General features: G+C 70.1%; 22 protein-coding genes. 11 read left to right on the top strand and 11 right to left on the bottom strand.

All coding sequences use genetic code 11. The features are described 5' to 3' along the window. Position 1: 1 nt before the first annotated feature. The 3 genes from G6N49_RS24165 to G6N49_RS24155 all read left to right on the top strand — a co-directional run bounded on the left by G6N49_RS24165 (position 2) and on the right by G6N49_RS24155 (position 4,558). Positions 2-1,195, top strand: a complete 1,194-nt coding sequence (locus G6N49_RS24165; RefSeq protein WP_011857537.1) for an acyl-CoA dehydrogenase family protein — start codon at positions 2-4, stop codon at positions 1,193-1,195. 3 nt (positions 1,196-1,198) lie between these two features. Beyond that, positions 1,199-3,559, top strand: a complete 2,361-nt coding sequence (locus G6N49_RS24160; protein ID WP_011857538.1) for a CaiB/BaiF CoA-transferase family protein — start codon at positions 1,199-1,201, stop codon at positions 3,557-3,559. Between the two features lie 72 nt (positions 3,560-3,631). After that, positions 3,632-4,558, top strand: a complete 927-nt coding sequence (locus tag G6N49_RS24155) for a LysR family transcriptional regulator (protein WP_011857539.1) — start codon at positions 3,632-3,634, stop codon at positions 4,556-4,558. 99 nt (positions 4,559-4,657) lie between these two features. On the opposite strand, the gene G6N49_RS24150 is transcribed toward G6N49_RS24155, so the two are convergent. From G6N49_RS24150 to G6N49_RS24115, 8 genes are read right to left on the bottom strand one after another with little or no spacing between them, the layout of a single operon-like run. Next, the gene (locus G6N49_RS24150) at positions 4,658-5,260 is read right to left on the bottom strand and encodes an energy-coupling factor transporter transmembrane component T family protein (protein ID WP_011562651.1); all 603 of its coding nucleotides are present in this window, start codon (positions 5,258-5,260) and stop codon (positions 4,658-4,660) included. Beyond that, on the bottom strand, positions 5,257-5,955 hold the full coding sequence (locus G6N49_RS24145; protein WP_011857540.1) for an energy-coupling factor ABC transporter ATP-binding protein: 699 nt from the start codon (positions 5,953-5,955) through the stop codon (positions 5,257-5,259). The genes G6N49_RS24150 and G6N49_RS24145 overlap by 4 nt, the downstream gene beginning before the upstream one ends. Beyond that, entirely contained in the window at positions 5,948-6,556 is a 609-nt protein-coding gene (locus tag G6N49_RS24140) for a biotin transporter BioY (RefSeq protein ID WP_011562653.1), read from the bottom strand. The genes G6N49_RS24145 and G6N49_RS24140 overlap by 8 nt, the downstream gene beginning before the upstream one ends. Before the next feature lie 21 nt (positions 6,557-6,577). After that, on the bottom strand, positions 6,578-7,447 hold the full coding sequence (locus tag G6N49_RS24135; protein WP_011562654.1) for a polysaccharide deacetylase family protein: 870 nt from the start codon (positions 7,445-7,447) through the stop codon (positions 6,578-6,580). Continuing rightward, positions 7,444-8,424, bottom strand: a complete 981-nt coding sequence (gene speB / locus G6N49_RS24130; protein ID WP_011562655.1) for an agmatinase — start codon at positions 8,422-8,424, stop codon at positions 7,444-7,446. Before speB ends, G6N49_RS24135 begins: the two co-directional genes overlap by 4 nt. Beyond that, positions 8,421-9,185, bottom strand: coding sequence for an SDR family NAD(P)-dependent oxidoreductase (locus G6N49_RS24125; protein ID WP_011857541.1), 765 nt, complete (start codon positions 9,183-9,185; stop codon positions 8,421-8,423). The genes speB and G6N49_RS24125 overlap by 4 nt, the downstream gene beginning before the upstream one ends. Beyond that, positions 9,182-9,874 (bottom strand): SDR family NAD(P)-dependent oxidoreductase, encoded by a 693-nt coding sequence (locus G6N49_RS24120; RefSeq protein WP_011857542.1) that lies wholly within the window; start codon positions 9,872-9,874, stop codon positions 9,182-9,184. The genes G6N49_RS24125 and G6N49_RS24120 overlap by 4 nt, the downstream gene beginning before the upstream one ends. After that, positions 9,867-11,330 carry an APC family permease gene (locus tag G6N49_RS24115; RefSeq protein ID WP_011857543.1) on the bottom strand — a complete coding sequence of 488 codons (1,464 nt, stop codon included), beginning with the start codon at positions 11,328-11,330 and terminating at the stop codon, positions 9,867-9,869. Before G6N49_RS24115 ends, G6N49_RS24120 begins: the two co-directional genes overlap by 8 nt. Positions 11,331-11,470: 140 nt before the next feature. Between G6N49_RS24115 and G6N49_RS24110 the strand changes: the two genes are divergently transcribed. Further along, positions 11,471-12,796: a PucR family transcriptional regulator gene (locus G6N49_RS24110; RefSeq protein ID WP_179967790.1), complete on the top strand. Its 1,326-nt coding sequence runs from the start codon at positions 11,471-11,473 to the stop codon at positions 12,794-12,796. A gap of 7 nt (positions 12,797-12,803) precedes the next feature. Here G6N49_RS24110 and G6N49_RS24105 read toward each other — a convergent pair whose 3' ends face one another. Continuing rightward, positions 12,804-13,262 carry a hemerythrin domain-containing protein gene (locus G6N49_RS24105; protein ID WP_011562660.1) on the bottom strand — a complete coding sequence of 153 codons (459 nt, stop codon included), beginning with the start codon at positions 13,260-13,262 and terminating at the stop codon, positions 12,804-12,806. Positions 13,263-13,408: 146 nt separating this feature from the next. Here G6N49_RS24105 and fdxA point away from each other — a divergent pair, with 146 nt between their 5' ends. The 5 genes from fdxA to G6N49_RS24080 all read left to right on the top strand — a co-directional run bounded on the left by fdxA (position 13,409) and on the right by G6N49_RS24080 (position 16,590). Then, complete coding sequence (gene fdxA, locus G6N49_RS24100; RefSeq protein ID WP_011562661.1) at positions 13,409-13,756, top strand: ferredoxin; 348 nt, start codon at positions 13,409-13,411, stop codon at positions 13,754-13,756. Further along, entirely contained in the window at positions 13,753-14,391 is a 639-nt protein-coding gene (locus G6N49_RS24095) for a helix-turn-helix transcriptional regulator (RefSeq protein WP_011562662.1), read from the top strand. The genes fdxA and G6N49_RS24095 overlap by 4 nt, the downstream gene beginning before the upstream one ends. Then, the gene (locus tag G6N49_RS24090) at positions 14,388-14,876 is read left to right on the top strand and encodes a group III truncated hemoglobin (protein WP_011857544.1); all 489 of its coding nucleotides are present in this window, start codon (positions 14,388-14,390) and stop codon (positions 14,874-14,876) included. Before G6N49_RS24095 ends, G6N49_RS24090 begins: the two co-directional genes overlap by 4 nt. Further along, positions 14,864-15,055: a ferredoxin gene (locus G6N49_RS24085; protein WP_011768425.1), complete on the top strand. Its 192-nt coding sequence runs from the start codon at positions 14,864-14,866 to the stop codon at positions 15,053-15,055. Before G6N49_RS24090 ends, G6N49_RS24085 begins: the two co-directional genes overlap by 13 nt. 65 nt (positions 15,056-15,120) lie before the next feature. Then, positions 15,121-16,590 (top strand): amidase, encoded by a 1,470-nt coding sequence (locus G6N49_RS24080; RefSeq protein ID WP_011857545.1) that lies wholly within the window; start codon positions 15,121-15,123, stop codon positions 16,588-16,590. Here G6N49_RS24080 and G6N49_RS24075 read toward each other — a convergent pair. Together G6N49_RS24075 and G6N49_RS24070 are read right to left on the bottom strand one after the other, a co-directional pair. Beyond that, entirely contained in the window at positions 16,587-17,753 is a 1,167-nt protein-coding gene (locus G6N49_RS24075) for an RNA polymerase sigma factor (protein ID WP_011857546.1), read from the bottom strand. The two genes, G6N49_RS24080 and G6N49_RS24075, sit on opposite strands and share 4 nt — an antisense overlap. Further along, positions 17,753-18,160 (bottom strand): YciI family protein, encoded by a 408-nt coding sequence (locus tag G6N49_RS24070; RefSeq protein ID WP_011857547.1) that lies wholly within the window; start codon positions 18,158-18,160, stop codon positions 17,753-17,755. The genes G6N49_RS24075 and G6N49_RS24070 overlap by 1 nt, the downstream gene beginning before the upstream one ends. Positions 18,161-18,293: 133 nt before the next feature. Between G6N49_RS24070 and G6N49_RS29730 the strand changes: the two genes are divergently transcribed. Both G6N49_RS29730 and G6N49_RS24065 read left to right on the top strand, forming a co-directional pair. Then, positions 18,294-18,425, top strand: a complete 132-nt coding sequence (locus tag G6N49_RS29730; protein ID WP_268949404.1) for a hypothetical protein — start codon at positions 18,294-18,296, stop codon at positions 18,423-18,425. 66 nt (positions 18,426-18,491) lie between these two features. Further along, positions 18,492-19,583 (top strand): NADH:flavin oxidoreductase, encoded by a 1,092-nt coding sequence (locus G6N49_RS24065; protein ID WP_011857548.1) that lies wholly within the window; start codon positions 18,492-18,494, stop codon positions 19,581-19,583. Positions 19,584-19,600: the final 17 nt, after the last annotated feature.

Raw genomic sequence — 19,600 nt, 5'->3', positions numbered from 1 at the left:
CATGACCGAGACGACTCCGAGCGCCGACGAGCTGCGCGCCGAGGTGCGTGCCTGGCTCGAGCAGAACTGGAAGGGCCTGCCGAAGTCGACCGATCCGTGGGTCGCCTCCCCGGAGCGGGTCGCCTGGCTGGAGAAGGTGCTCGACGCCGGTTACGCGGTGCCGACCTATCCGACCGAGTGGTTCGGCCGCGAGTACCCGAACCATCTGGCGTCCGCGATCGAGAAGGAGTTCAAGGCGGTCCGGGCCCCCGGCGCGCGCAGGGACAAGTACAGCATCCCGGCGAACACCGTGCTGAAGTTCGGCAGCGACACCCTCAAACGAGAGTTGTTGCGCGACTTCCTCACCGAGCGTGCCAGCACCTGCCTGCTCTACAGCGAACCCGGTGCCGGCTCGGACCTCGCCGGGGTGCACGCCACCGCGGTGCGCGACGGTGACCAGTGGGTGGTCAACGGCCAGAAGGTGTGGACCTCGGGGGCGGCGACGGCCGACTACGGGCTGCTGCTCGCCCGCACCGACTGGGATGTGCCGAAGCACAAGGGTCTGAGCTTCTTCATTCTGCCGATGAAACAACCCGGCATCGAGGTCAGGCCGCTGGTGCAGATCACCGGCGAATCCCACTTCAACGAGGTGTTCATCAGCGATGCCAAGGTGGGCGACGACTTCCTCGTCGGCGGTACCGGCAACGGCTGGCGGGTGCTGCAGACCGCGCTGGCCTACGAACGGTCCATCATGGGCGACAGCGGCCGCGGCTCGCGCAACAGTTCGCGCGCCGACAGCCTCGTCGAACTCGCCCGCGAACACGGCCGCCTCGACGACCCGGTCATCCGCGATTCGCTGGCCACGGTGCTCGCATTGCGAGAACTGAACCGGCTCAACAACGCTCGCGCGAAGGCGTCGACGTCGATCGGCACGTCGAGCTCGATCATGTCGCTGGGCAAGCTGGCCATGTCGGACATCCTGCACACCGAGGCGCGGGTGAAGACCGACATCATCGGGGCCGAGGCGCTGCTGGCCGGACCGGACCACCCGGAGGCCGACGACATCAACTTCCTGACGCTCAACGCCTACTTCACCTCCATCGGCGGCGGCACGGATCAGATCCAGCGCAACATCATCGGCGAGCGGGTCCTCGGGCTGCCCAAGGAACCCGAAGTCGACCGCGACATCGCGTTCCGCGACGCGCGCCGGAACTGATCGATGAGCGACGCGTACGACCCGCCGCTGGCGGGCATCCGGATCCTCGACCTGTCGGCGGGTCCGATGACCGCGATCGGGCGTCTGCTGGCCGATCTCGGCGCCCACGTGACCGCGGTCGGGTTGGCCGGCGTGACCGCCCACGCCCCGGTCGGCCCGGTGTCCCTGGCGACGGCGATCAACCGGCGGGGTGTGGCGGCTGTCGACATCGACACCTCCACCCCGGCGGGACGGCAGCAGTGGACCGATCTGCTCGGCGCCGCCGACGTCCTGATCGAGGACACCCGGCCCGGTTCGTCGGCCGAACGCCTGCTCGCGGTCCACGAGCTCCGCACCGCCCACCCCGGGCTGATCGTGTTGTCGCTCAGCGACTTCGGACGCGACTCCGACTTCAGCACGTGGCAGGCCACCACGCCGGTGCTGCACGCCCTCACGAGCGAGCTGTCCCGGTCGGGCATCCCGGGGCGGGCGCCGCTGGTGCCGCCGGGTGAGCAGTTGCCCTACCACGTCGCGGCGGCGCAGGCCGGTGTCGCAGTGCTCGCCGTGCTGCTCGACCGCCTCCGTACCGGGATCGGCGACCGCATCGACTTCGCGATCCTCGAGGGTGCGATGCAGGCGCTCGACCCGCCGTTCGGGACCATGGGCACCGCGTCGGCGGGGGTGCCGACGGCTCAGCAGCAACGCAATTGGGACGCCGAGCGGCTGCGCTATCCGATCGTCCCCTGCCAGGACGGTTACATCCGCATCTGCCTGCTGGCGAAACGGCAGTGGCACGGCATGTTCGAGTGGATGGGCCGGCCGGAGGAGTTCGCCGATCCGAAGTTCGAGGGACTGCTGGACCGGCTGACCTCGATCCCGCTCTGGGCGGCCATCGAGGCCTTCTGCGCCGACAAGACGCGCAACGAGTTGGAACATGAGGGGCAACGGCACGGCGTGCCGACCGCCGCGGTGCTCAGCCTGACCGAGGCGTTGGCCACCGAACAGGTCGTCGCCCGCGGGTTCTTCGGTGACACCGAACTCGCCCCCGGGCTCGTCGCCCCCGTCCCCCGCGGCGTCGTCGAGATCGACGGGTGCCGCGCAAGCGCCGGCACCGCCCCCGACCCCGGTGCGCCCACCCTGCAGGGTGCGCCGGTCCTCGAGCAGCGCCCGAGAACCGACCAGGGTCTTCCGCTGGAAGGTCTGCGCGTACTCGACCTCGGCGTGATCGTCGTCGGCGCCGACACCGGGCGACTGTTCGGCGATCTCGGCGCCGACGTCATCAAGATCGAGAACGCGGCGTTCCCCGACGGGATGCGCCCGGGCCGCAGGCCCATGAACGCGAGCTTCGCCGGCGGACACCGGAACAAGCGGGCGATCGGCATCGACCTGCGCTCCGCCGAGGGCCGCGAACTGGCGCACCGACTGGTGCGTGAGGCCGACGTCGTGCTGACCAACTTCAAACCGGGGGTCGCGGCCGCCCTGGCGATGGACTACGACACGCTGAAGTCGGTGAACCCCGGCATCGTCGTGGTGGACAGTTCGGCGTTCGGCCCGACCGGCCCGTGGGCGCAGCGGCTCGGCTACGGCCCGCTGGTCCGCGCCGCAGCCGGCTTCACCAAGCAGTGGGTCTACCCGTCGGATCCGGACGAGTTCTGCGACACCGTGACCGTCTATCCCGACCACGTATCGGCCCGCATCGGCGTGCTGGCCGCGCTCAGCCTGCTGTTGCGCCGCGAACGCACCGGCCTCGGCGGGTCGGCCAGCATCGCGCAGTCCGAGGTCATGCTCAGTCACCTCGCCGCCGAGATCGCCGGCGAGGCGCTGATCCGCGCCGGACACCAACGCTCCGACGCGCAGGACCACGACGCCCCGTGGGGGCTGTTCCGCGCCGACGGCGACGACGCGTGGGTGGCGGTCACCGTCCGCGACGACGCCGACTGGCAGGCGCTGTGCCGGGTGCTCGGCCGCCAGGACCTGGCCGGCGATCCGCAGCTGGGCGACCGGACCGGGCGGGACCGCAACCGCACGCGCATCGACGAGGCCGTGACCGACTGGACGGTCCGCCACTCCCCCGGCCACGCCATGGATCTGCTGCAGGCGGCCGGTGTGCCCGCGGGCGCCGTCATGCACGCCGCCGAGCTGCCCGGCTGGGAGTTCTACGCGCAGCGCCGCGCCTTCCGCGAGGAGCTGCATCCCCACGGCCGGGAACCGTACGTGCTGGAGAACGCCCAACTGCACTCCGAGCGGATCGCGGACCCGCCGCTGGGGCAGGCGCCGCTGCTCGGTGAGCACACCGTCGAGATCGCCACCACGCTGCTCGGACTGGACGAGGCGGCCGTGGCGGATCTCGTCGAGCGCGGCGTGCTGCAGACGCATCGGCTCTGAGGTCGGCGGGTCCGCGGGACGGCTGCCGCGGGTCCGTACGATTCAGACAAACCGATCGTCGGACGAGGTGTCTTGGAACTCGACTTCACGCGACTGAAGTACTTCGTCGCTGTCGCCGACGAACTCCACTTCAAACGCGCGGCCGACCGGCTCCGGATCACCCCGCCACCGCTGAGCAAGCAGATCAAACTGCTCGAACGCGAGCTCGGCGGCCCGTTGTTCGAGCGCAACTACCACGAGGTCCGGCTGACCCCGCTGGGCGAGCAGCTGGTCGGCCCGGCCCGCGACATCCTGCGGCGGGTCGACGAGTTCAAGGCGACGGCGGCCCAGGCGGTGCAGGGTGCGGCGGCGCTGCGGATCGGGGCGACCGCGTATGCGCCCTCCGATCTGCTCGCCCAGGTGGAGGCGGCCGCGGCGGACCTGCCCAATCCGTCGGTGTTCAGTGTCCCCGGGTCGGCCGCCGAGGTGATCGCCAAACTCGTGTCCGGGCATCTCGAGATCGGCGTCATCCACCTGCCCGCGAAGGACAACCGTCTCGCGCACCGGGTCATCGCCGCCTACCCGGGCGCGATCGCGGTCCGCTTCGACGATCCGCTGGCCGCCTTCGACACGGTGACGGTCGAGCAGTTGCGGGACCGAGAGGTGGTGATCGACTTCGCGCGGCCGAACCCCGTGGTGTTGGCCGCGCTGACCCGGCAACTCAGCGCGCGCGGTGTGCACCGGATCGTGCGCACCACCAATCAGCGGGGCGGCGAACTCGAGATGGCGGCCCAGGTGTCGCACCGGCATCTGGTGGCGATCCTCACCTACGTCCCCGCCTCGGCGATCGGCCGGATCTTCTCCCCACCGGAATTCAGACTGATCCCGATCGACGAGAGCACATGGCCGCCGGCCGAGATCGCGCTGGCGTGGTCGCGTGACCGCGCTCGAGCCATGCCGGAGATCGAGCAGGTGGTGGAGCGGTTGGCGGATGCGGTGGAACGGGCGCGGTCGCACTAGGGCTATACGCTCGCGAGTTCTACACCACGGTCGTCGCCTGTGCGGTCCCACGACCCTGGTGTAGAAGTCGGCGCAAGACCGGTTGTGCCAGTCGGCTGCTCAGTCGAGGCCGCGGGCGGCGAGCGCGTCGGCGAATCCGTCGGCGGTGCGCAGCGCGGCGACCACCACCGGGGCGACGACGATGCGCGGCGAGAACCGCAGACCCCGAGCGCGGCGCGCCTCTTCCACCTGGCGCACGGTCTCGACCATCAGCGGGATCGCCCGGATCGTGAGCGCCAGACCGAGCGCGACCTGCTCGACCGGGAATCCGACCCTGCCCAGCGGACGCATCGCCCGGGTCATCGCGGCCAGCATGTCGGTGGTGCGGGTGCTCGTGGTGACCGCCGCGGCCAGCGCCACGGACAGCGCCAGGATCCCGCAGACCACCAGGGCGCGCTGCCAGTCGGTGAACAGCAGCTGGAACGCGAAGATGACCGCGACCACCCACAGCACCGGACGAAGCTGCGTCACAACGATTCTCGGGCCCATCCGCGCGGATGCCAGGACGGCCAGCACCCCGAGCGCCGCCACGCCCAGGTGCGCGGGCGTGTCGACGACGACCGACATCAGCGCGATCAGCGCGCCGAGGCCGACCAGTTTGACGCCGGCGGGCAGCCGGTGCAGCAGCGACTTCCCCGGCCGGTAGACGCCCAGTACCGTCACGACATCAACCGCCGGTAGGCCGACAGCGCGACCGCCGGCACGTCGTCGGCCACCACCTCACCCTCGTCGAGGACGATCACGCGGTCGAAGTCGTCGACGACGGTGAGGTCGTGGGTCACGACGATCAGCTGGGTGTCCAGGGTGGCGAACGCGCCGCGCAACATCGCGGTGTTGCGCAGGTCGAGCAGCGTCGTCGGTTCGTCGGCCACCACGATGTCGGGCTCGGTGACCAGTACCGCCGCCAGCGCCAGCAGTTGCTTCTGACCGCCGGAAAGCAGGTGGGCGGGGTGGTCCGCATGTCCGGCGAGCCCGAACCGGTCGAGCACCCGCCGGGTGCGGGCCGCGCGTTCGCCGCGGCTCAGCCCGTGCCGCGACAGCGACAGCTCGATGTCCTCGGCGACGGTCGGCATGAGGATCTGGCGGTCGGGGTCGGTGAAGACGAAGCCGACCCGGCGCCGGACCTTGCGGGTCGCCCGCCGGGTGTCGAGGCCGTGCACCCGCACCGCGCCCCGATCCGGGAGTAGCAGGCCGTTGATCATCCGCGCCAGCGTCGACTTGCCGCTGCCGTTCGCCCCGACGACGCCGATCCGGCGTTCGGACAAGGTGAGCGAGACGTCGCGCAGTACGGGGCGGTCACCGTACGCGTGGGTGACCCCGTCGAACACGATGCCGTCGACCTCGATGCCCTCACCCATCGGAGGTGCGGCGCCGTCTCCACGGGGTGATCAGGCCGGGTCGGGCGCGGTGCACCTGCGCCGCGACGAAGGCCGTCACCACCGCCTTGGCGACGTCGCCGGGCACGTAGATTCCGTTCGTGGACAACGCCGCCCACCACGACAGATCGGTGCGGATCATCAGGCCGACGGTGCCGAACGCGTAGATCACCGCCATCCCGCCGACGACGTTGATCGCGATGCCCCACGAGATCCGGTACCTCGGCATCATCATCGCGGTCAGCGCGCCGATGACCACCGCGGCAGGCAGCCACCCGACGAAGAACCCGGCGGTCGGGGACGACAGCGACACCAGCCCGGTGCGGGCGCCGGCCAGGATGGGGAGTCCGGCGATGGCCAGGATCGCGAACAGCGCGACGGCCAGCGCCCCCTTGCGCGGGCCGAGGATCGACCCGGCGAGCATCACCCCGAGGGTCTGCACGGTGATCGGCACCCCGCTGGGCCCGACGGTGATCGTGCCCGGCAGTCCGAGGGCGGCGATCAGCGCCGCGAACACCGCGGCCTGGGTGAGGTCACCCGCGGTCACGGCCCGGCGCCGTGGCGCGTCCACCTTCCCGTCCATGCGGGAGATTATGGCCGTGCCTCAGCGCGGCACGTCAGGCGGTGTGATGCTGCGCGGCGCGAGCCCCAGCGCACGGACGTGTTCGGCGATCGTCCCCAGGTTGGTGGTCCACACGTCGTCGTGGTCGAGGACGTAGCGCATCAGGTCGTCGAGTTCGGCCGCGCGCGACGTCCGGCCGGTCAGGAACGGGTGGTTGGTCAGCACCCAGCAGCCGCCGGCCCGGCGCAGTCCGTCGAACTCCAGCTGCCACAGTTCCCGCGCCTTGCGGGGGCTCTCGATCAGACCGCTGCCCGAGATGTCGGGCAGGAAGCAGTACTGCTCCCAGTCGTCGAGCGCCCACTGGATCGGAATCTCCACCAGCGGATCGTGCCCGGCCACCGCCAGCTCGTACGGATGGTCGGCGTCCATCAGGCTCGAGTCGTAGAGGAACCCGCGTTCGGCGAGCAGCGCGGGCGTGCGCCACGACAGGTCCCACATCGGCGCGCGGTAGCCGACGGGCCGCACCCCGGCGACGTCGGCGAGCGCCGCGAGCCCGCGGTCGATGACGTCGATCTCCTCCTCGAGGGTCAGCGCGGTGGGCTGTTCGTGCAGGTATCCGTGGTGGGCGATCTCGTGTCCGGCGGCCACGATGCTGCGGATCGCCTCCGGGTAGCGGTCGGCGGTGTGACCCGGCACGAAGAACGTGGAGGCGATCTGATGACGCTCCAGCAGGTCGAGGATGCGCGGGACCCCGACCAGCGGGCCGTAGGCCTGATGGCTCATCACGCTCATCCGCGCGCCGACGGCCTCCAAATTTCCGGCGGGCCCCCACAGCAAGGCCGATTCGGCGTCCACGTCGAACGTGAACGCGGCCGCCGCGGATTTGCCGTCGGGCCAGCGCAATTCGCTCATCGGTCGGCCATCAGCGTGATCAGCTCGTAGGCGAGGTTGGCCCCGGCGACGGCGGTGACCTCGGCCTGGTCGTAGGCCGGCGCCACCTCCACGATGTCGGCGGCGACGATGTTGCACCCGCGCATGGCCCGCAGCACCGCGACCAGTTCCCGGCTGGTCATGCCGCCGATCTCCGGGGTTCCCGTGCCCGGGGCGAACGCCGGGTCCAGCACGTCGATGTCGATGGACACGTAGACCGGATGGTCGCCGACCCGGTCGAGGACCCGTTCGATCACGCCGTCGACGCCGATGCGGTCGATGTCGCGGCAGTGCACCACGGTGAATCCGAGTTCGGCGTCCTCGAGCAGGTCGGCGCGGTCGTAGAGCGAACCGCGGATGCCGACGTGCGCGGAGCGATCCTTCACCAACAGCCCCTGTTCGGACGCCCGGCGGAACGGGGTGCCGTGGGTACAGGGGGCGCCGAAGTAGGTGTCCCAGGTGTCGAGGTGGGCGTCGAAGTGCACCAGCGCCACCGGACCGTGCACCTCGTTGACGGCCTGCAGGGCCGGCAGCGCGATGGTGTGGTCCCCGCCCAGCAACACGACACGCTGTTCGGGGCGGGTGAGAAGCCCGAGCACCCCGGCGCGGATCTCGTCGACGGCGGTGGCGATGTCGAACGGGTTGGCCGCGATATCGCCCGCGTCGACGACCTGCGCCGCGGCGAACGGCGACACGTCGAGCGCGGGGTGGTACGGCTTGAGCAGCCGGGACGCCTGCCGGATCGCGGACGGGCCGAATCGAGCACCGGGCCGGTAGGTCACACCGCTGTCGAAGGGCACGCCGACGACGGCGATGTCGTAGTCGCCGACCTCGTGGCGCTGCGGTAACCGCGCGAACGTGGCGATTCCGGCGTACCGCGGTACCGCCTGTGCGTCGACCTGACCCAGCACCCCCGTCTCCGACTGCACGTACTGCACGTGTCCTCCCTCTGTTGTCATGCCCTCCCCCTCGTCGAGCCGCCGTTGCAGGAGATCACCTGTCCGACAACCGCGTCCATGGTGAAATCGGAGAGCAGCTCGACCGCTGCCGACACCTCGCCGGGTGATCCGATGCGACCCAACGGGATCTCCGCCGCATATCGCCGATGAATGGTCGCGAGGTCCACCCCGGCGGCGTCGGCGTCGACCTGCAACTGCGGGGTGTCGGTCACCCCCGGTGCGACGGCGTTGACGATGATGTGCTCCGGGGCCAGTTCGCGGCCCAACGTCTTGACCAACGAGATCAGCCCGGATTTCGCGGCGCAGTACGCGGTGGCGTCCGGCCAGCCCGTCAGCCCCCATTCGCTGGAGATCACGACGATGCGCCCCGCGCCTGCGGCGCGCATGTGCGGCAACACCGCCTGCACGAGGAAGAACGTGCCACCGAGGTTGGTGTCCACCACCTTCCACCAGTCGGCGTCGTCGTGTTCGAGCAGCGGCGCCATGGTCATGTAGGCGTGGTTGGCGACGAGGACGTCGAGGCCTCCGGTCTGCTCCACGACCGCGGCCGCGAGGCGCACGCATTCATCCGGGTCGGACACGTCGCCGGGCAGACTGAGGCCGCCAAGCTCCTGCGCCAGTGTGGTCAGCGCAGCGCCGTCACGAATGTCGTTGAGTGCCACGGTGGCTCCCGCGGCTGCGAGGCGGCGGGCGTGCGCGGCGCCCATCCCCTGGGCCGCCCCGGTGACCAGCGCGACACGTCCGGTCAGATCGGTGGTCATATGACGGCTCCGGCGTTGACGTTGACCACGTCACCGACGCTGAACGTCGCGTCGCAGACCAGGTATTCGACGCAGCGGGCGACCTCTTGCGGTGTGGTGAGCCGCCGCAGCGGCAGTGAAGCCAGATATTGCGGTGTCCGGCAGGGATTGTCGGCGGCGAGCAACGGGGTGTCGGTAGGTCCGGGCGCCACCGCGTTGACCCGTACACCGCGGGCGGCCACCTCGGCGGCCAGGCTGCGAACCAGGCCGATGACCGCACCCTTGGCCGCGGCGTAGTGCGCGTCGCCGTCGCCTCCTCCGACCGCCAGCTCGCTGGTGATCGCCACCAGGGTGCCGCGGGTCTCCAGCAGGTCGGGCAGGCAGGAGCGTGCGACGTTGACCAACCCGCCGAGGTGCACGCGCAGCATCGTGCGCCACGCCTCGGGGGAGATGTCGGCGACCGGGACCATCTCGTAATGACCGGCGGAGTTCACCACCACGCTGACCGGACCGAGCCGCTCGCGCAGCTGTGCCACCGCGGCGTCGACCGCACGCCCATCTGAAATGTCCACAACGACAGCATGTTCGACGTTGGGTGCGGGGTTACGGTCCAGGCAGCCGACGGTGTAACCGCGCTTCGCCAGTGCGTCGACCACCGCGGCGCCGATACCACTGGCACCGCCGGTGACCAGGGCGACGGCATCACTCATGGGTGTCGGCGAGTTCGTCGCGAACCTCTGCGTCGTCGATGACCTCGCTGGCGAGGATGCGGGAGCGGACGCCGGCCAGCAGCAGCGCGCCGAGCACGCCCAGCACGGCCACGCCGATCCACACCGACCAGTCGAGGTAGCGCTGTTCGAAAGCCACACGCGGCCACGCGATGTTGAGGAACTGCAGCGCCGCCCACACCACCGCGATCAGCGCGATCGGGAGCGTCGCGCGGCCCAGCGAGAAGGCGCCCGGTGTCCACGCGCGACGCAGCATCACCACGAGGAAACCCACCAGCGGGAACAGGAACGCCAGGTAGAAACCGCCCGCCGTGAAGTTCACCATGAGCGAGTAGACGTCACCGGCGACGATGCTGAGCAGGAACAGGGCCGCGCCGACCACCGTGGTGACGAGGATCGCCACCACCGGGATGCGCGCCTTACCCCGCAGCCGGACCAGCACCCCCGCCGCCGGCAGGGCGCCGTCGCGGGCGTAGGCCCAGATGACCCGCGAGGCCGAGGTCTGCAGCGCGAGGAAGCTGGCGAGGAAGCCGATGACGAACAGCACCTCGACCGGTTTGGCGACGCCCGCACCCAGCGCGGTGGTCAGGGTGTCGTACACCGGGTCGGCCACGGTGCCGTCGGCCACCGCACCGAGATCCGGGATCGCCAGGATGATCGCGAGGCTGGAGTAGGCCACCACGATCGCGATGAACGCCAGCGAGAACAGCACCGCCTTGGGGAGGTCCCGGCGCGGCTCGTGGACCTCTTCGGCGATGGACCCCGCGCTCTCGAACCCGACGAACGACCACCCGATGAACGCCACCGCCAGCATGAAGGGCCCGGTCAGATAGGCCAGTGTGCCGGTGTCGGCGCCGCCGCCCTCGAACAGCACCGACAGTGAGTTCTCCCGGTGGAACAGCAGCAGCCAGGTGCCGAGCACCACCGACCCGATCACCTCGGCGATGATGCTGCCGATCATGAAGATCTTCAGCGCGCCCCGCCCGACCAGGTTCACCGCGGTGCCCGCCAGCAGGATCACCAGCGCGATCAGCGCGAGCGTTCCTCCCGAGGGCTCCTCCAGCCCGATGATGTTGGCGATGAAGCCCGCCGCGCCCAGGGCGACGGTGGCCATCGCGATGACCAGCGTCCACATGTAGACCCAGCCGGCGAACCACCCGTAGGTGGTGCCGAGGAGCCGGCGTGACCACTGGTAGATCGACCCCTCCAGCGGCCACCGCGACACCAGCGTCGCGAACACCAGCGCGACGAGGAACTGGCCGGCGAACACCAGCAGGAAGCCCCACCAGAAACTCGGACCCGCTGCAGAGAGCGCCAGACCGAAGATGCCGTAGAGGGCGACGATCGGGGAGATGAAGGCGAACGCGAAGGCGAACGCCGACCACAGCGAGAACTCGCGACGCAGCTGTTGGGGCTGCTCGGCGATCGAGGACGACATGTGCTGACTATCACCCCAGGTCAGTGCGGACGCCAGACAAGGCGGCGAATTCGCAGCGATCGCACCGGGTGAGGGCGTGGCATTGGACGATCGCACAATGCCGAGGCCGGATGATGTGACATCGGCGTTACGCTTGTCCAATGACAGCCCGGCCTGTCGATACGGGAGCCCCGACCTTGCGCGCGCTGGTCGACGCATCGCGCCTCGGACTCGCGGTCCCCGACGGCGCGCCCCAGGACCTCGACCGGCCCATCAGCTGGGCGCACATCACCGAGATGCGCGATCCGTCGCGGTACCTGCGCGGCGGCGAGTTGGTGTGCACGGTCGGCTTGAGCCTGCAGACCCCGCAGGACTGCCGGACGTTCGCCGACGCGTTGGCCGCGGCAGCAGTGGCCGGCGTGTGTTTCGGCGTCGGCGACGGTCACGACGAGGTGCCTGTCGCGCTGCTGGATCAGTGCCGGCGCCACGGGCTGCCGGTGTTGATCGCCTCGCCGAGTGTGCCGTTCAGCATGGTCAGCCGCTTCGTCGCCGAGTACGAGATGGGCGCCGAGATCGCCGTCGCACGGGCGACCTACGCGCTCGTGCCCGAGCTGCTCTCGGCGTTGCGGCGGCACGCGTCGGCCGATGAGCTCCTCGACACCGCAGGCCAGATCCTGGGGTGCCGCTTCCTGCTCGACCCCGACGGCGGGCCGCCGAGTTGGATCGGTGGCGGCACCCCGCCGGAGCCGGCGCTGCTCGACCTGATCGCCCGGTTCGTGCGGGCGACCCAGGGGGAACGAGACGTCGAGGCCGCGCTCGCGCGCGAACGCGTCGGACAGCTGCTCTCCCTCGTCGAGCGGCGGATGCTCCTGCCCGATGCGCTTGGGCAGCTGCTGGACTGGCCGGGGCTGACAGCGGGTCAACTCACGTGTTCGGCGTGGCCGGCCGGCGCCGGAGCGCTGCTGTCGATCGCCTTCCCCGACGCGTTGGTCGGTGACGCGCCGGATCTGTGCCTCATGGTGATGACGCATCCGCTCGACCTGACCGACGATCTGTCGCTGCCCTCGGGCCACTCGGCGCTGGTGCCCCTGACGGAGATCGGTTCGGCGATCGGTCAGGCGCGGAGTGCGCTGGAGCTGGCTCAGCGCAGTGGCCGCCGCGTCGGACCGGACCAGTTGAGCACACTCGACAGCCTGCTCGAACAGCTCCCGCCGGCGCAGCTGGCGCCCTTCCGCCAGCAGCTCATCGAGCCGCTCGCGGAGATGGACCGGCGGCGGGGGACGCAGCACGTGCGCACACTGCGGGCATTCCTCGCCGCCAACGGTTCACTCAGCGACACCGCCCGCGACCTCTACCTCCACACCAACACGGTGCGCCACCGGTTGGCCCGGATCGTCGAGCTGACCGGCCGGGACCCGTTGAACCACAATGACCAGGCGGCGTTCTCGATCGGTCTGCACGCGGCCGATCGGGAATCGACCCGGTGAAGCAGGCTCATCGCCCGCCGGGGTGCGCCCGCTCCCAGGCGGCGATCGCCTCGTCCCACTCGCTTCCGTCGAGCGCCGTCAGCGACGCCGGAAAAAGGCCGTCCTCTTCTTTCGCGATGTGTCCGTACAGGTCGAAGACGGCCTTGCGGATCAGCTCCTGGTCGCCAGGGTCCGACACATCGACGGTGTCGAGGAACTCCTCGAGTTCGCGGTGTTCACGCACCAGTGGGGTGATGTGCTCGGCGAACAACTCGTCTCTGGCCATCACGGTGAACAGTCCGTCTTCTTCGCCCCGCCAGTGAGATCGCAACTCGTCGGCCATGGCCGCCAACAGCTCGCGGGCCCGATCGCACTCACCGCGGTCGAGCGCACGCACCGCGGAGCCACCGATGTTCACCACCCGTTCGTGTTCTGCGATGTAGTCACGCAGCAGTGGTATGTCGCGGCATCCGCAGTACTGGCACATACCGAACCTCCTGTCGGACGCTGGCGACGCAACAACTGCCGCTGTCGCGCAACTTCTTTCATCGCAGGCCACATCCTGCTGCAATGCTACGTCCCGATCAGGACGTTCCCTAGTATTTACAAGTGCGATTTGTGTAAACTCGGCACATGACGTACGTGATCGGCAAAGCGTGTGTGGATGTCATGGACCGGTCCTGCGTGGAGGAGTGCCCCGTGGACTGCATCTACGAGGGTGGCAGGTCCCTGTACATCCACCCGGACGAGTGCGTGGACTGCGGCGCCTGTGAACCCGTCTGTCCGGTGGAGGCCATCTACTACGAAGACGACCTGCCTGCCGATCAGCGGGAGCATCTGGCCGACAACGCCGCCTTTTTCTTCGACACGCTCGCCGGCCGCGACGAACCGCTGGGATCACCGGGCGGTGCGGCCAAGGTGGGCCCCGTCCAAGCCGACGCCCCGCTCGTGGTCGGGCTGCCCCGGCAGGAGCAATCGTGAGCACCCGGCGTCAGGACGTCCTGGCGGTGCTGCGCGAGGCGGGGACTGCGCTGAGCATCGCGCAGATCGCCGGTGAGTTGGCCGTCCACCCCAATACCGCGCGATTCCATCTGGAGGCACTGGCCGGCACCGGACAGGTGGAAGCCGTAGAGGCCGATCGCGCGAAACCGGGACGCCCCCCGTTGATGTTTCGGGCGGTGGCGGGCATGGACCCGGCCGGGCCGCGCGACTACCGCACGCTGGCGGGCATTCTCGCCGACGCACTCGCCCGACAACCCAACGCGGCGCGTCGAGCCGTCACCGCGGGCCGCAGCTGGGGTGAGCACACCGCCGAACCCACGCGCACGCGGAGCCGCCGACAGGCCGTCGACCGCCTCACGGACCTGCTCGCCGGACTGGGCTTCGCACCCGAGGCGCGCCCCACGGCAGGAGGAATCGGCGAGATCGGTTTGCGCAACTGTCCGTTCCTGGATCTGGCCGACACCCGCCGCGACGTGGTGTGCCCGGTGCATCTCGGGCTCATGCAAGGAGCTCTCAGCCGGTGGAAGGCCCCGATCACCGTGGAGGCACTGATCCCGTTCGCCGAGCCGGACCTGTGCGTCGCGCACCTGGCACCGGCGGGGCGGACCTCATGAGCACCGACCACGCGATCGCCGCCCCGGTCCTTACGTCGCCGGCGTTCGACCCACCACGCCGCGACCTGACCACGCGTGCGGATGTCGAGTCGCTACTGCGTCGCTTCTACAGCGAGGCGTTCGAGGACGAACTCCTCGCCCTGCCGTTCGCTGAACTCTCGTCGCACGGCCTGGAAGAACACTTGCCGGTCATGTGTGATTTCTGGGAGACGGTGTTGTTCCGGGCGGGCCGCTATCGGCGCAACGCGCTGCACGTGCACAGGCGCATCCACTACCAGACACCGCTGGATGCAACGCATTTCGTGCGCTGGTTGTCGCTGTGGAGCTCCACGATCGACGACATGTACCGAGGCCCCGTCGCCGAACACGCCAAGATCCAAGCCACGCGGATCGCGACCGCCATGCACCGTCGCCTCACCGGCGCCCACGGCGGCACGACGATCGTGGGCGCCAATCCGGTGAAGGAGAACTCATGCGTGTCGTAGTGGACTCTGACCGCTGTGAAGGCAATGCACTGTGCGTGAGGATCGCACCGGCGGTCTTCCAACTCGACGACGACGAATACGCCACTGTCGTCGCCGACCCCGTACCGGTCGAGGAGGAGGCGCGCGTCGCGCAGGCAATCGCCGACTGTCCGCGGGCAGCGCTGTCGCGCGAGGACTAGCCTCCGGGGGCGCCGGGACGCGGGAAGCCTCCCCGCGCATCGGCCGTGGGACCTACGGTCATGGGGTGAACTTCGAGGAATACCGAACACACGACGCGGTCGGGCTGGCCAAGTTGGTCGCCGACAAGCAGGTGACCGCGGCCGAGCTGCTGGACCTGGCGAAGCAGCGGGCGGCCGCGGTGAATCCACGGATCAACGCGATCGTGCGCGACGTCCCCGGCTCGCCGTCACCCGACTCCGGTGGCCCGTTCGCCGGTGTGCCGTTCCTCATCAAGGACCTCGCGCAGGACTACGCGGGGCTGCCCACCTCGGCGGGGTCCCGCGCGCTGATGTCGACACCGGTCGCCGAACACGCGACCGTCGTGCAGCGGTGGCTCGAAGCCGGTCTGGCGATCTTCGGCAAGACCAACACCCCGGAGTTCGGGGCCAAGGGCATCACCGAGCCCGACGCCTGGGGTCCGGCGCGCAACCCGTGGGATCTGTCGCGGACGCCGGGCGGATCCTCGGGTGGTTCGGCCGCCGCGGTCGCCGCCGGAATCGTGCCGTGCGCCGGCGCCAACGACGGTGGCGGCTCGATCCGCATCCCCGCCGCCTGCTGTGGGCTGGTCGGGCTCAAACCGGGTCGGGGGCTGACACCGTCGGGCCCGGCGGTCGGTGAGTCCATGCACGGAGCGGCCGTACAGGGTGTCGTATCCCGGACGGTGCGGGACACGGCCGCGATGCTCGATGTCCTCAAGGGTGGCGAGGCCTGCGGTCCGTATGTGCCCGCCGTACCGACCGACTCGTTCATGTCGTGTGTGGGACAGGAGCCGGGAACTCTGCGCATCGGTGTGCGGGTCCCGTCGGCGATCAACCCGACACCGCACCCGGAGGCGCGGGCCGCCGTCGAGAGGACCGTCCAGGCGTTGACCGACCTTGGCCACCACGTCGAGGAGTTGCCCGTCGCACCGTTCGACGACGCCGCACTCGCCCGCGACTTCCTGCTGACATGGTTCGTCTACACCGCGTGGGAACTCGATGACGCCAAACGTGTTTCGGGCGCCGGCGACGACGCGTTCGAGCGGGACACGCTCATCCTGGCGGCGATCGGCCGGGCGACGAGCAGTGTGGACTACATCGATGCCGTTCAGCGCCGCCACGAGCACACGCGCCGGCTGACCACCTTCTTCGAGTCCTACGACCTGCTGTTGACGCCGACGCTGGCGACCCCACCGCCACGGATCGGTGAGTTCGACCTGCCTGCCGCCCTGCAGCGCGCGTCCGACGTACTGATCAAGACGCGCACGGCGCGGTTACTGCGGCACACGAACATCGTCGACGACATGGTGGACAAGAACCTATCCTGGGTGCCCTACACCCAGCTCGCGAATCTGACTGGGCGACCGGCGATCTCGCTGCCGTTGCACTGGACGGCGGACGGTCTGCCGCTGGGGGTGCAGTTCGTCGCGCCGCTCGCGGGTGAGGCGCTGCTGATCCGCTTGGCCGCCCAACTCGAGCAGGCGCTGCCCTGGGCGGATCGCGTCGCACCGGTCTAGATGTCACCCGCGAGGCGCTGACGGAGGGCGGCCGCGCGGACCGTGAGATGGTTCCGCTCGGCGAGGTTCTGCGCCTGATTCGCGGCCTGCACGTAAAGCTCTGCGGCCGTGTCGATTTCACCCGCCCGCTCGTGGAGGTGGGCGGCCGATGCGGTGTACCGCGGCAGTGACGGGTCGAGTTCGGCGAGCGCCGCGAGTCCCGCCCGCGGCCCGTCCGCCTCTCCGACGGCGACCGCCCGGTTGAGCCGGACGACGGGGCTGTCGGTGAGCCGGACCAGCTCGTCGTACCACTCGACGATCTGCACCCAGTCGGTCTCTTCGACGGTTCGGGCGTCGGCGTGCAGGGCCGCGATCGCGGCCTGGGCCTGGTACTCGCCGAGCCGGTCGCGGGCCAGGGCGGCCTGCAGGATCGTCACGCCCTCTGCGATCAGGTCACGTCGCCACCGGCTGCGGTCCTGGTCGGCCAACGGCACCAGGCTGCCGTCGGCGCGGATCCGCGCGGGCCGGCGCGCGTGGTGGAGCAGGAAGAGCGCGAGCAGTCCGGCGACCTCCGGATCGTCGGTCATGCGCGCGAGCTGGCGGGCCAACCGGATCGCCTCCCCGGCGAGGTCGACGTCGCCGCTGTAGCCCTCGTTGAAGATCAGGTACAGCACCCGGCACACCGTGCGCAGGTCGCCGGGGCTGTCCAGCCGGACACCGCTCACGGTTCGCTTGGCGCGGCTGATCCGCTGCGCCATCGTCGCTTCGGGCACCAGGTAGGCCTGCGCGATCTGCCGGGTGGTCAGGCCGCCGACGGCCCGCAGCGTCAGAGCCACTGCCGAAGCCGGAGTGAGACTGGGATGGGCGCACAGGAAACAGAGCTGCAGCGTGTCGTCGGCCGATTCGGTCGGGCCCGGCGGCGGCTCGTCGGACACCCGTTCCTCCCGCCGGCGACGCGCAGTGTCCGACCGGGAGAGATCGAGGAACCGGCGCCACGCCGTCGTGATCAGCCAGCCCTTCGGCTCGTCGGGCGGATGCTCCGGCCAGGTCTCGACGGCTCGGATCAACGCCTCCTGCACCGCGTCCTCGGCGGTCGCGAAGTCCGCCCCGCGGTGGACGAGGGCGGCCAGCACGCCGGGAATCAGGTCGCGCAACCGCGCCGCGTCCAGCGGGTCGGCGGCCACTATTCCGTGACGGTGGTCGGAGCGCCCATGAACGGCCGAACCTCGAGCCATTCGTGGATCGGCTCGCCGCCCGCGCCCGGCGCCGCGGACAACTCTGCGGCCAGTTCGAGAGCGCGGGCGTACGAATCGACGTCGACGATCATGAAACCCGCGATGAGATCCTTGGTCTCGGCGAACGGTCCGTCGGTCACCGGCGGTCTACCCTCGCCGTCGTAGCGCACCCAGGCACCGTCTGCCGCCAACGCCTGGCTGTCGACGAATTCGCCGCTGGCCCTCAGCCGGTCGGCGAAATCCTCCATGTATTTCAGGTGCGCCTCGATCTCCGCGGGCGTCCACCGGTCCATCGGAACGTCGTTCACCGCGGCCGGCGCGCCCCGGTAGTGCTTGAGGAACAGGTACTTGGCCATGGGTTTCTCCCTCCAGTTGGCGACCCTAGTTGGGTCGTTCAGTCCTGGGACGGAGTCGTCACGACATTCTCGACATCGTCGCCCCGTCGACGCGTGGGGTTACCGCGGGGCGCGACCGGGTAGAAGGTCCACCATGACATCTTCGAATGAGAATGTAACGCCGGCGGCGAACTCCAAGGAGGAGGAAGTGCTGACCCCGGCCACACCGGGCGCCGAGGCGCTGCCACTCCCCGAGGGTGAGGTCGACAAACCCTCCGAGGGGTGACGCTCGCGCGGCGCATGTGACCCACGACGCGGAATCACCGCCACCGTCCCCGCGTTGCACGCCTTTGTGGCTATCGACGACCTTTTTCAACCGCTGACCGTCCGCTCGTTGACCGTGCCCAACCGGTTCGCGATGGCGCCGATGACCCGGCAGGCGTCGCCGGACGGTGTCCCGGGTCCCGACGTGGCGGAGTACTACCGTCGCCGCGCCGCCGGCGGGGTGGGGCTGATCATCACCGAAGGGGTCCGGCTGCCCGACCCGGCTGCGGGTTACCCCTCGTCCATTCCGACGATCGCCGGCGACGATGTCCTCGACGGCTGGTCGCGTGTCGTCCGCGCCGTGCACGCCGCGGGCGGAACGATCGCCGCGCAGTTGTGGCACCAGGGCGCCGAGCGCAGTGACGCCGACGGTGTCGCCCCGGTCAGCCCGTCGGGCGTCGACGGGCTCGGCAGGCCGAAGGGCCGGGCGCTCGCGACCCACGAACTCGACGACATCGCCGCGCTGTTCGCGCAGAGTGCCCGCACCGCACGCGAGGTCGGCTTCGACGCCGTCGAACTCCACGGCGCCCACGGCTATCTTCTCGACGAATTCTTCTGGGAGCGTACGAATTCCCGCGCCGACGGATATGGCGGCGACCTCGCCGCGCGCACCCGGTTCCCCGCCGAGGTGGTGGCCGCGGTGCGCGCCGCCGTCGGACCGGACTATCCGATCATCTTCCGCTTCTCGCAGTGGAAGGGCCTGGACTACACCGCGTCCATCGCCGACGACCCCACGCAGCTGCAGGAACTGCTCGCTCCCCTGATCGAGGCGGGGGTCGACGTCCTCCACCCCTCCACGCGCAGGCATTACGTGCCCGCCTTCCCCGATCACGGCGAGCTCAGTCTCGCGGGTTGGACCAAGAAGGTGACCGGGCTACCGGTGATCGCCGTGGGCTCCGTCGGGCTCGAGACCCAGTTCCGCAGCGAGAAGCAGGGGCAGGTGATCCAGCCCGCGCCCGTCGAGCGTCTGGTCGAGCAGTTCGAGGCCGGCGAATTCGACATCGTGGCGATCGGACGCGCGCTGCTGGCCGACCCGGCGTGGGTGAACCGGCTGCGTGACGGTGAACTCGGCGGATTCGCCGGCTACGATCCCGCGGCCGCGCTCGCCACGCTCGCCTGATCGGCCCGGGCCACCGC

Origin of the sequence: Mycolicibacterium monacense (assembly GCF_010731575.1) — a bacterium.
GTDB lineage: Bacteria > Actinomycetota > Actinomycetes > Mycobacteriales > Mycobacteriaceae > Mycobacterium > Mycobacterium monacense.
The sequence above is the reverse complement of the archived record's forward strand: the minus strand, read 5'-3'. Positions and strand labels throughout refer to the sequence as shown.